This window comes from uncultured Alloprevotella sp. (assembly GCF_963536905.1).
Taxonomy (GTDB): Bacteria; Bacteroidota; Bacteroidia; order Bacteroidales; family Bacteroidaceae; genus Alloprevotella.
On sequence record NZ_CAUTBW010000004.1, the window covers coordinates 36156 to 47462 of the forward strand.

The 11307-nt window shown below is 48.8% G+C and carries 9 protein-coding genes and 1 tRNA gene; 2 read left to right on the plus strand and 8 right to left on the minus strand.

The annotated features are described in order from the left end of the window. Window positions 1-26: 26 nt before the first annotated feature. Window positions 27-734 (plus strand): YetF domain-containing protein, encoded by a 708-nt coding sequence (locus ABLA33_RS01280; RefSeq protein WP_315090419.1) that lies wholly within the window; start codon window positions 27-29, stop codon window positions 732-734. Window positions 735-977: 243 nt separating this feature from the next. Here the strand turns inward: ABLA33_RS01280 and ABLA33_RS01285 are convergent, their stop codons facing one another. The 4 genes from ABLA33_RS01285 to nhaD all read right to left on the minus strand — a co-directional run bounded on the left by ABLA33_RS01285 (window position 978) and on the right by nhaD (window position 3989). Beyond that, a complete protein-coding gene (locus ABLA33_RS01285; protein WP_347718929.1) occupies window positions 978-1394 on the minus strand; it encodes a hypothetical protein in 417 nt (138 codons plus the stop codon). Window positions 1395-1619: 225 nt separating this feature from the next. Next, window positions 1620-1895 carry a putative quinol monooxygenase gene (locus ABLA33_RS01290; RefSeq protein WP_311489815.1) on the minus strand — a complete coding sequence of 92 codons (276 nt, stop codon included), beginning with the start codon at window positions 1893-1895 and terminating at the stop codon, window positions 1620-1622. A gap of 81 nt (window positions 1896-1976) precedes the next feature. Beyond that, a complete protein-coding gene (locus tag ABLA33_RS01295; protein WP_347718930.1) occupies window positions 1977-2609 on the minus strand; it encodes a porin family protein in 633 nt (210 codons plus the stop codon). A gap of 18 nt (window positions 2610-2627) precedes the next feature. After that, on the minus strand, window positions 2628-3989 hold the full coding sequence (gene nhaD / locus ABLA33_RS01300) for a sodium:proton antiporter NhaD (protein ID WP_347718931.1): 1362 nt from the start codon (window positions 3987-3989) through the stop codon (window positions 2628-2630). Between the two features lie 125 nt (window positions 3990-4114). Here nhaD and ABLA33_RS01305 point away from each other — a divergent pair. Next, a tRNA-Arg gene (locus tag ABLA33_RS01305) sits at window positions 4115-4189 on the plus strand. 684 nt (window positions 4190-4873) lie between these two features. On the opposite strand, the gene ABLA33_RS01310 is transcribed toward ABLA33_RS01305, so the two are convergent. The 4 genes from ABLA33_RS01310 to ABLA33_RS01325 form a co-directional block, all read right to left on the minus strand. Continuing rightward, complete coding sequence (locus ABLA33_RS01310) at window positions 4874-5908, minus strand: endonuclease/exonuclease/phosphatase family protein (RefSeq protein ID WP_311489818.1); 1035 nt, start codon at window positions 5906-5908, stop codon at window positions 4874-4876. 69 nt (window positions 5909-5977) lie between these two features. After that, a complete protein-coding gene (locus ABLA33_RS01315; protein ID WP_347718932.1) occupies window positions 5978-7315 on the minus strand; it encodes a DUF5689 domain-containing protein in 1338 nt (445 codons plus the stop codon). Window positions 7316-7346: 31 nt separating this feature from the next. After that, window positions 7347-9896 carry a TonB-dependent receptor gene (locus tag ABLA33_RS01320; protein WP_347718933.1) on the minus strand — a complete coding sequence of 850 codons (2550 nt, stop codon included), beginning with the start codon at window positions 9894-9896 and terminating at the stop codon, window positions 7347-7349. Window positions 9897-9907: 11 nt separating this feature from the next. Next, a complete protein-coding gene (locus ABLA33_RS01325) occupies window positions 9908-11305 on the minus strand; it encodes a fimbrillin family protein (RefSeq protein ID WP_347718934.1) in 1398 nt (465 codons plus the stop codon). Window positions 11306-11307: the final 2 nt, after the last annotated feature.

Genomic DNA, 11307 nt, shown 5'->3' on the forward strand with positions numbered 1-11307 from the left:
AAATATCAATTTTTAGAATAGAACCTATGATAGAATTTATCGAACCCTACATTGGAATTGCTCTGAAACTAATCACGGGTATGATTGGCATTTTGGCGTTTTTGCGCATAACGGGCAAGGCGCAGATGGCACAAGTCACGCCGCTTGATACTGTGAGCGCATTTGTGATAGGTGCGCTTGTCGGCGGTGTGCTCTACAATCCTGACATGACCTTATGGCACATTCTCTTTGCTTTGGTGGTCTGGACAGTATTCAATATGCTTGTACGATTTGCTATGCGCTCTGCTCGCCTACGTCACCTTATCAAGGGTGAAAGTGTATACTTAGTGAAGGACGGCATTATAAATTTCAAAACATTCAAGCGCAACAGTCTTGAGATGGAACAATTCCGTTTGATGCTCCGTCAGAAGGGAGTTTTCTCGATGTTTGATGTGGAGAACGTTTTGTTTGAGACCAATGGTGCTGTCACTGTTAGTTCTCCCAGCAAGACCGATCTCTCTCATCTGCTTGTTAATAACGGCGAAATCGTGGAGCATACTCTTGGTCAGTGCGGTAAGACTCGTGCATGGGTGATTCGTAACATAAAAAACAACGGCTTTGAGAGTCCTGCTGAGCTCTTTTGTATGGAGTGGACTCCGAGCAAGGGATTCTATTTTGTGACCTACGAAGGCGATGTCAAGAGAGGAACTGAGGAAGTTGCGGCTGATGAAATTGAAACCGTAGTGCGCTCTTGATTTCTGATAGGCAGGATTTCTAAATTGCTGCGTTTACATCTAAAGACAGACGCTACAGTACTTAACGATAGGTATTGTAGCGTCTGTTTTTGTGTAGGCTGGTTCTGCTTTTATCCATCACTTTTCTCCGAGGGGCTTATATTAAGCGGTCGTTACATCCCATAGAGAAAAGAGAAAGGGAGGCCCACATGCTGCGCAGCAGCTCTGTTCTGGCCTCCCTTTTAATAGTTCTTGAAGAAAATCTTACTGATTTACAAAACGTATTTTCTTATTCATTTTTTCCAGACGAGCCTTCATCTTTGCAATCTTCTTTTCCATTTTCTGCAAAGTCTTTTGGCTCTTAGCGAGCTTCTTATTGATTGCTTTTGTTTCTTTGAGAACCTTAACAACCTTCTTGGCATCTTTAACGGTGCTTGAAGCATTTGAAGTATTAAAGTCGGTTGTCATGGTGTTTGCTGAACTGTTGATAGTGTTAGCTTTATTGCTGATGTCAGCATAACGAGCTTGTTCTTTCGCATAATCGATCTGCATTTTATTCAGTTTAGCTGTCAGTGCTAATACCTTTTGCTTTTGTTTCAGATCTTCTACTTTAGTTGCGGTTTGAGCAAAGACTGTCATGGTAGAGAGTACCATGAGACAAAATACTAAAATCTTTTTCATATCTATGATTGTTTAAAAATTGTGCGGCAAAAGTAGTGAATAAGATAATGATATGCAAAGCTTTTGCTTTTTTTATGATAAAAGTCTACTTTATAGAGCTGCGAGTGTACAGCCTTGGGACGTGAGATTGTATAAAAAAGAGAGCGAACGCCACAATGGACGCGCGCTCTTCTTTGTTTATACTGGCTGGCCACTGCAACCTGCTGGTTGCTGGCTCGGCAGTACTTAGAATTCGAATTGTTCGATTTTCAGCATACCAGCTGCCTCCAGCTGACCCACATATTCCTTGAAGTGAGGAGTTTGCATATGGGCTTCGAGAGCAGCTTTGTCTTTCCATGTTTCACAAATCAGAAAGATTTCGCCACGTGTGGCACTTTCGAAACAGTCGTAAGACACTACGCCTTCATCTTGTTGCGATGCGGCAACAAGAGCAATAGCGGCTTCGAGGGCATCGTTGTATTTTCCCTCATTAGCCTTGAAGAAACAGTTTACTCGTATCATATTTTTTTTCATATAAGAGGCGCGGAGCTTTACTACCACTGCGAGCGGTGATGGCAATTCTCCGAGCCGGCGTTATTATTATCAAAAGAGATAGGCCACGCGAAAAGAGATTGTGTTGGTGTGGAAATGATAGTCTGAAGCATTAACGTTTTGCCCCGTTATCTCCTTGATAGGGTTGGCATATCTGGACAACATGAGGTTGTAGTTGAGGCCTGCTTCGAGATGTTTGAAGACTTTCACGCCTGCACCAAAGTTCCAGCTCACGTTCATATTCTTGCGGGTGAATGTGCTACTCAGCACGTTGTTCTCGGGCGTAGTAAAGCTTTTCCAATTCCATTCTTTGCCGCCAACATTAAAGCCAAGCTGAGGACCTGAAGCCACATAAATGCTGGCCAGATGGCCTAAACCAACGGTGTAGCGGGCATTTATTGGAATCTCGATCGAGCAGAAAGTTTTGCTGTAGTTATCGTCCAAGTTCATGCGAAGCTGACTATAAACAACAGCTGCATCGCCGCCGAAGCCCAACTGGCAGAAGTTGATCTTCGGACCGAAGAACCAACCATAGCGATTGGCCGAATCGAAGTTCTTGTTGAAGTTATGGAAGTTTACCTTACTCATGTTCATGCCTGTCAGCACACCAAATTCGATACCGGCCTTGGCGGGTGCTGCTGCCATCAAAAGGAGCAGAACGAGCGAAAAGAAACTTTTTTTCATAACGTTGTTGTGTTTGTGTTAGTTCACAAAGATGAAGGTGCGCTCCACCCAGTATTCGAGGATACCAGCAAGGTAGCCCACGAAGGCAATCCAGGTGATGTTCTTCAGATACCAGCCAAAGCTGATTTTCTCTAATCCCATCACCACTACGCCTGCTGCCGACCCGATGATGAGCATCGAACCACCCACGCCAGCGCAGTAGGCCAGAAGTTGCCAGAAGATGCCGTCCACCGCCATATCTCCAGTTGGCGCGATGGGGTACATGTGCATACAGCCAGCCACGAGAGGCACGTTGTCGACAATCGAACTGATCACGCCGATAACGCCCGTCACCAAGTAGTGGTTGTTGCCACTCGCGTCGTTGAGCCACTGTCCCAAGCCCGTTAAGACGCCCACTTCTTGCAAGCAGCTAACGGCCATCAAGATACCGAGGAAGAAAAGGATTGTGGCGAAGTCGATTTTTGTGAGCAATTTGGTCACGCGTTTCTTCATGTTGTCTTCGATGTGGTGCTTAGAGCGGTAGAACATCTCTGTTGTGAACCATAGCAAGCTCAGTACGAGGAAAATACCCATATAGGGAGGCAAATCTGTCAGATAGCGGAACACGGGAACAAACATAAGTCCGCCCACACCCAAGAAGAACACAATCTTGCGCTCTGTATGGCTGAAATCGAGCGTGTCGCCTTCTGTGGCATATTCAGCAGGCGCCAATTCGCCTTTCAAGCGGAACTGCAAGATGAGAGCAGGGACAACCATCGAAGTGAGTGAGCAGATGAAGATTTCCTTCATAACACCAGCTGTGGTGATGTAGTTGCCCACCCAGAGCATGATAGTGGTGACATCGCCGATAGGGGAGAAGGCGCCACCCGAATTGGCTGCAATGATGATGAGCGAAGCGTAAATCAAACGGTCCTTTGGATCGTTGACCAGTTTGCGTAATACCATCACCATTACAATGCTCGTGGTCAGATTGTCGAGTATGGCACTCAGCACAAAAGTCATCAGAGCGATGCGCCAGAGTAGTTTGTGTTTAGAACGCGTACTGAGCGTGTCGCGCACAAAGTTGAAACCGCCGTTGGTATCAACGATTTCCACAATGGTCATAGCACCCATCAAGAAAAAGAGCGTTTCGCTCGTTTCGCCAAGATGTTCTTTCAGCAGGTTGCCCATAGCTGCCGTGGCGCTGCCTGCTTCTTTCAAGAAGTCGAGCCCGTGGAAACCACTGATAAACGTTTCGGGAGCGAGAGAGAAGAGTGTCCAGCAGAGCACACACATGAGGAGTGCGAGGGCTGCCTTATTCACTTTGAGCGAGCTTTCGAGGGCGATGCCGAGATAGCCCAGTACGAAAGTGATAACAATGACAAGTGTCAGAGTTGACATACTGTAAATGTGTTTAGATGGTTTATAATATGATTTTTGCGGGGGCAAAGAAAAGAAAAAAAAAGCATTACGACAAATATTATAATTGAAATTCCTTAACTTCGCGCTCGAAACACAAAAGCTCTGCCTTCATAGTTCAATGGATAGAACAAATCTCTCCTAAAGATTAGATCTGAGTTCGATTCTCAGTGGGGGTACCACGCGTAGCGACCAGCCATCGAGCACCTTCTGCTTCTGGCTGGTCGCTTTCTTTGTTCTTTGTCAATACAATTCTTATTTTCCGCCTCTGAGAATGGCTCGAAACTGCGCGTTCAATGGAGAGAGCGAAAAAGATTCCCTTCCTGTGCGCGGTTTTCCTTATTGTATTTGTCAGCACAATAAGGCTGTCGGCTGACATCCTTATTGCGTCCGCCGACACAATAAGGAGACTAACGAAGAGGATAGGGAGAAAATTCATCGAAATAGACCAAAAAAGTGAGAAAATCCCTCGAAAGATTCACTTTCCGCAGGATTTCGACTGATTTTCCTTTCTCGAAAGAGAAAAAATACCGCAGAGATTTTGGCAGAAAGCACAACCCAAAGAATTTCTCCATCTTTTAGAAGAAAAGCTCCTGTCAATTTTTCAGGAGGTTTTAGGTGTTCTCGGACAAGTCGGACTGGTCGGACAAGTCCGAGATTCTGTTGAGAGATCTGCTTATCGGACTGGTCCGACCCGTCGGACTCTTCCGAGCTCCAATAAAGCCTCTCAAGAATCTCAAGTGGCAGCCGAGCACTCCCCCTCATGGGGGAGATGGAAGGGGCTTCCCCTTGGTCTGCGGAAGCTTTCCACCCAACAAAAAAGCACCCACGTTGGCGGGTGCTTTTAATCTTCAGGAGGAAGTCTCTTATTTGAGCTCCTTCATGTAGTAGGTAATGGTGGGGAAGTGGTCCGCAAAACCATTCTGCCAGCGGGAGCCGTCGAACGAACGTAGCGGATAACCCTTCTTCTTACCTGTGGGCGTAATCATATAGGAGGGGTTGAACACTTGTGCCTTCCAGAACTTCAGTGAGGAGTAGTCTTTTCCGAGGAAGTTGCCCGAAATGATTTGCTGGTCGTAGAGGCCCCAAACATCTTGATAGCAGAGTGTACCAATACCTTTATCGAAGAGCGGCCAAGTAGCATTGAAATAACCGTCAGTAGGCGTTTCTTTCTGCGTGCGCTTCGCTCCAAAAACCTCCGCACAGCTCTTGTCGTTGGGGTTGTCGTTGAGGTCGCCCACTACGATAACTTTTGCCATCGGATTCGCCTTGCGAATGCTGTCGGCAACGGCCAGAGTTTGGCGAGCAGAATTGGCGCGGAGCGGCACAGATACAGCTGCTCCACCATATTTTGAGGGCCAGTGGTTGACAAGAATACTTACGGGTTCGCCAGCTAAGATGCCGTCCACTTCCAGAATATCGCGCGTGTGGCTCACACGGCCTTCGCGCATTGTGTGATGGGCATTGCTGCCTGTGAGACGGAACAAGCGAGGATTGTAAAGGAGGCCCGTGTCAATACCTCGATGGTCGGGACTTTCATAATGCACCACTTTCAGTCCCATAGCCTTCACCGGCTCGGTGTTACAAAGGTCTTCGAGAACGCGTGTGTTCTCCACCTCGGCCACCCCTATGAGGGCGGGGCCTCCGGGGCAGTGCTCGCGCGCCATCTCTCCGATGACCTTGGCGATGTTGTGGAGCTTCTGCTGATATTTCTCAGGTGTCCACTGATAGGGCCCTGTTGGCAGAAAATCGTTATCGCCTGGATTGTTGGGATCGTCCTCTGTGTCGAAGAGGTTCTCAAGGTTGTAGAAGGCAACGGAGTAGATACCGTAGCGCTTCTGTGCCGTGATGCTCGTTGCCGTGAAGAGGGCGAGGAGTATGAACAGAATTTTCCGTGTCATAAACTATAGAGTGTTAAGCTCCTCAGTCGTGCCGCGTGGGACGAACTGAGGAGCTGTAAGCATTATTGATTATTTCGCACCAGAAACTTTTACATTCTTCAGCTCCCATGTACCGGCTTTAGTAGCTGTGCTCTTGTAAGCAAAGGCAACCTGAATCTTCTGACCTTTATATGCCGTGAGATCTGCGGTGGCTGTGATGTAGTCCCAACCAGAGGGATATTGGTCGATGGCAACTTTCGTCCAAGCACCGCTCGTTCCTTTCACCATTACCATAGCTTCGTCAGCAACAGTGCCGAAATACTTGCCTGCGTGATCGAAAGTAAGTTTTGCGTTCTGGTAGCCCGTCAAGTCGATGACAGGAGAGATAAGCCAGCTCTCTACAGCATGGTTGTTGCCGCTGATATAGGCAGTAGCTTTCATGCCATACTTGTCGCTCCACTGCCAAACATTGCTAACGGCAGGGTCTGTAACCTTGTCCTCGATTGTGAACTGGCCTTGGCTCTGTGCAAAGGTCTCGGTGAACGCTGTTGTCTCTGTGCCAGCCGGCTGTGTAGTACCGCCGCCGCCAGTAGTGCCGCCCGTGCCTGGAGTGGTGCTGGGTTGAACACCATCAAAGCCATAAACGTCCTTGATGTTGCTAATTGTGAGCTGCCATGCACCGTTGAAGCGGCCCAAGATAGCTACAACAGTGCCTGTTCCAACGGGGAGCTTCGTGGCTGCAAAGTCGGCGAAGTTGGATGTGCGCACAACGATGGTGTTGCCCTTGGCATCTACGAGGTTGCGAGAGCCGTAGCCGCTGGCCTCAGCATAGTTGAGTTTACCGCCATCTGCGAAGTGTACGCCCGTCAGACGAACAAGCGTGAACTTGTTTGCTTCGGCGTTATCGGAGAGTTTGGAGAAATCAGAGAAATCCTTGATGTTGATGAGGCTTTCATCGGCCCAGCCATTCTTGAAGACGTGCTTCTTGAAGGCTTCATAAGGCGTGCGATAGAGATAGCCTGAGGGATGACCGATTTGCTGCTCATCGCCGTAAACGCTTACGCAAAGGCCCTTGAGCGATACATATACTTCCTGTCCGGCAGCATAGTCTGTGTAAACGCTACTTTGGTCTACGAGGAAGCTGATGCCGCCCGTTTCGTCCTGCAGCAGGATCTGCTTGTAGACGTTGCCTGAACGGTCGTCCGCGCTCACGCGGGCTTTCAGCCAGAGACTATCTGTGATGGTCACGGGAGCGTCTTTGGTGGCAGCCTTCGTAAGGGTGCGCAATTCTGCAATAGTGACGGTCTTAGCGTCAGCGGGCAGAGTGTATGTCGGCTCAGAGAGAGGGGGGAGCTCATAGTCTTTGTCGCAGGACGCAAAGGCGAAGAGCATTGCCGAGAGGCACAAAAGTTTGCTAATAAGTTTCATATTCTTTTGTTGTTTTATTGTTGTTACTGATTTAGAACTTGTAGCTCACGTTGAAGAAGCAGTTGAAGCCTTGCATGTAGAAGTACTTGTTGGCGAAGAGGGAGGGTTTCGTCAGGTTGATACGTCCCTGCTCGAATCCACCAGTCTTCACGTCTTTCTTGTTGAAGATGTTGTTGAACGAGAGGTTCACGTTGATCGATTTAGACCGACCCACATAAATCATCTTACCGATAGAGAGATCTACAGTACAGCCACCGTCGAACATCTCCTGATGTGTGAATTGGCGGTAGGCATCATAGTATTGATTGTTAGGCGTCACTGCGGGCGTATTTGCCTGCGAGTTACCATTGTAACGAGAGGAAACGCGGCGCGCGGGGCTTGCGCTGATAAAGTTGCGCCCAAACATATTGATGTTTGCGCCGAGGAACCAATAATTGATGAAGTAGCGTGCACCGATAGTTCCTGCCAACTGAGGAACACCTCCCACCATGACGTGGCGCATATAGACCTTTTCGGTCTCAGATACGGCGTAGTCGGAAAGGCTCTTACCGTTGTCGGTGGAGAACTGGCCTTCTGGATTGTTAGCATAGTAGTACTGAGAAACAGTTCCTGCTGCACTCAGCGTCCAATGGTCGTCGAGCTTGTAAGAAGCTGCTGCTTCTACGCCGCGGTGTACTTTGTGGACGCCCGTCAGTACTTGGTTGACCATCGTAACCCCATCGTAGTAGTAAGTGGAGCGTTCTGTCAGGTCGAAGAAGCTTGTGTTGAACACGCTAATACGGCCCTGTACTTTCGACGTTGAGAAAAGATAGCTGGCATCAATATGGAAGATACGGCTACTCTTGAGACCTTGTGGCGTTTCATCGCTGTAGCGAGCAGAGATATAAGCGTCGTTGGCCAGAGGAGCAATGGTTCCGTACATTGTATTGACCTGGAAGAGGTGACGTCCGTTGAGTTTGTAAGTCAGACCACCTTTCAGCATAATATCAGTAAAGTTGTGACGAGCACCTACGCCGTAGGAATTGTTAGCATGGTGGCCGTTCTGCATCTTACCGTCGCGGAAGAAATCCGTATAAGTCAGCTGAACGCCATAATAAGCATCCCAATGGCCTTTTGAATACTGATTGTTGATCCAACCGCGAAGGCTGTTGACATGAAGTTTGAAGTCGTAGTCGATAATACCGCCTTCGTAAACACGACGATTCGGGTGGCGGAGGTCCTTCTGACGTTGGTCGTTATCACCTGGATAATCTGTGTCGGAGTACTTATCAATGTCGAGCACATAGTTTGCACCGAGCAAGTCGTCCACTTTCACAAACTGGTGGCTCACGGTGTTTCGACCGAGCAAGCCCGCCGTCAGTTTGTTGTGCTTAGTGAGCTGAGCAGTGAGCGTAGCGTTGAGCGTGGTCTCATAAAGGTCGCTGCGGTGCTCATTCACTAAATAAATGGCCTGTCCGTCTCCGTTCATCACGTTCTGGCGGTTGGCCGCAATCATGTGGTCCCAATTCACCTGCGTAAAGCTTGTGTCGCCGCTTCTCCATAGTTGCTCGTAGTACGCTGCTGCTTCTGTGTTGCCATTAGCGGCAAAGTAAGAAGGAAGATAGCGGTAATAGTCGGGGCGAGGATCGGCTCCGTCAAACCAGTTGAGGGCTGTGTTGCCGTACTTCCCAAAGTGGAAGCTCAAGCCAGTATTGAGTGTGAGTTTGTCGGATAGCTTACCTTCGTAGCTAAGTATGGCCGTGGGATCGAAAGCCTTAACGACTTTCGCGTTGCGCTTCTTTCCATTCTGGTAGCCCCAGTTTGCGTTGTAGAGGTTGTTACCTGTGAGGTCGTACACCTCTTGCAGAGAACCGCTTTGCTGGCCACGAACCACGGGCGAACCCATTGTGGTGAAGTTGAAACGGTGACGACCGCCGGCCAACTGCTTCTCGATGAGCAGCGCATAGGCAATGTTGCGATAGAAAGTTCCTTGTATGTTTCCTTCGCCCGAATAGCGTCCGCCGATGAGTCCTGTCACAGCCCAGCCGTTGTTCATCATGCCGGTGGATAGCTGTGCCATGCCGCGCCAGTAGTAGTTGCGATTGGTGAATGAAGCTGTAGCTTGGCCACCTCGACCAAAGTCGCCAGCGCGCATCAGAATGTTATTCGCACCACCGATAGTTCCGAAGGTGAACGCACCAGGCATAGCGTTGTTTGTCTGGTCTCCATAGCGCGTCAGGATATTCATCGCACCGATTGAAGCGTAGTTGAACACGCCTCGGAGCTGATCGTTGAACGGCATACCATTGATGTATGTCTCTTCATAGATGTTGCTGTAGCCTCTGTTGCGGAAGCGCATGGGCGAGAGCTGGTAAGCCGCGGTATTGAGGTAGATGTCGTGCGCGGTGAGTACTGTCGTGTTGATGTCCTGTGAGGCATCGTTGGAGCCGTCCTCTCCATCAGCGTCGAAGACACTCGCGTCGACCACTCCCACTAAGGATAGGTCTTCCTGAGTGGTGGAGTCTGCTTTCTCCGCAGGTTTCTGTGCGTAGATAAGACACGGGAAAAGCAGTGCGCCAATAAGGATATTCCGTCTATTCATAATATCTTTTTTTATTTTGTTCCAACAAGTTTGATCTTTGCTAAGCGGAGTCCCTTTGTGTTGGCATTTGCCGAGCTGAGGAAATGCAGTTCTGAGGTAGCATTTGCAGCACTAACGGGGAGTTCGATAGTAATCGTGGTGAATGTGTTCTTGTCATCGGGATTCTTTACTATCTTCGATGGTGTAGCAAAGGCTTGACCGTTGAACGTTCCCGTCATGGCCGCGAGGTCCATCTCTTCTCCCGCGTTGTAGAGGTTAGCATTGAGCTCGTAGGTCAATATTAACTTTTTATAGCCTTGTGTGTCGAATCCGCTGATGCTGAAGTCGGAATCCTTACCACTGGGGAACCAAATCACATTTGTATTGCTGTGGTTACGCAGTGAGAGAGTGTTATTGGCATCCTTAAAGGTGAGCGTTGGGTTAGACCATGCAGTGAAGCTGCTCACAAACGGCCATCTGTTGTCCACTTTTGTGACGGCTGCTGTGCCAAAGTTTTCTTCGAACAGCACCTTCTCATTCTGAAAATGTACGTCTACGTTGGGCGTTGGAGTAGCCACAGTGGCGCCTGGGTTCTCTGTCCAGTTGCCTGATAGTATGGTATCAGCAGTGAGATTGCTTGCCGTCACCTTTACGGGGAGGGCGTAGGTCTTGCCAGCAAGGAAAGCCGTTTTGTTGATAGAGAATTCCTTTGTCATTCCGTTCACATTGACAACAATCTTACTCTTCGTCGTCGACATGGGTATCACGGTGCCCTCTGCACGGTTGCCAGTGACAGGCATCGTAATATCGGCCGTCTTTGAAACGCTCTTGAAAGCCCCGTTGGCTAAGTTGTATGTGCCTTCCACAGCTGCATTTGTCAGCGTCACTGACATGTTGTTAAGTGTCACACCGTTGTCGGCCGTTGCCACTACAAATACTTTGGCAAGTTTGTGCTTAAAGCCGAGTTTTAGGTCGGTGTTCAAACCGCTACAGTTGGTGGCATCATCCGATTGGATGAGGTAGAGCTTCGATTGATCCTGCTGATCGTTGAGCGACACAGAGAAAGCGCCCGTTGCAGCCGATGCGTTGTAGGGCGCATAGGCAATAAAGTCCACCTTTGAACCATCTAATGGGAAATGGATGGTAGCATCTGTGTTGGCAGCAGTCAGTTTTCCGCGATCGGAAAGTTGGTATTCGCGGTTGCATGAAGTGGCTTCGGAGAGTTTGCTGCCGGCTGCTTTCATAAATACGCCAGCGGTGATTCCCGTAGTCCAGGAATCGGCCTTACCGATAGAGGTGCCTCCACTCACGTAGGCAGTAAAGTTAGGCTCAGTGCCATAACCCCAATTGCTATGATCCTCTATTTCCGTACAAGAAGCCAGAGTCAGAGCCATTGCACCTGTTGTCAGGATAAAGGTCTTTAATCTCATTT

What these genes read in the sequence shown, in the direction of transcription:
- ABLA33_RS01280 (WP_315090419.1), top strand. Translation starts at nt 27, where the DNA reads ATGATAGAATTTATCGAACCCTACATTGGAATTGCTCTGAAACTAATC.
- ABLA33_RS01285 (WP_347718929.1), bottom strand. Translation starts at nt 1,394, where the DNA reads ATGAAAAAGATTTTAGTATTTTGTCTCATGGTACTCTCTACCATGACA.
- ABLA33_RS01290 (WP_311489815.1), bottom strand. Translation starts at nt 1,895, where the DNA reads ATGATACGAGTAAACTGTTTCTTCAAGGCTAATGAGGGAAAATACAAC.
- ABLA33_RS01295 (WP_347718930.1), bottom strand. Translation starts at nt 2,609, where the DNA reads ATGAAAAAAAGTTTCTTTTCGCTCGTTCTGCTCCTTTTGATGGCAGCA.
- nhaD (WP_347718931.1), bottom strand. Translation starts at nt 3,989, where the DNA reads ATGTCAACTCTGACACTTGTCATTGTTATCACTTTCGTACTGGGCTAT.
- ABLA33_RS01310 (WP_311489818.1), bottom strand. Translation starts at nt 5,908, where the DNA reads ATGACACGGAAAATTCTGTTCATACTCCTCGCCCTCTTCACGGCAACG.
- ABLA33_RS01315 (WP_347718932.1), bottom strand. Translation starts at nt 7,315, where the DNA reads ATGAAACTTATTAGCAAACTTTTGTGCCTCTCGGCAATGCTCTTCGCC.
- ABLA33_RS01320 (WP_347718933.1), bottom strand. Translation starts at nt 9,896, where the DNA reads ATGAATAGACGGAATATCCTTATTGGCGCACTGCTTTTCCCGTGTCTT.
- ABLA33_RS01325 (WP_347718934.1), bottom strand. Translation starts at nt 11,305, where the DNA reads ATGAGATTAAAGACCTTTATCCTGACAACAGGTGCAATGGCTCTGACT.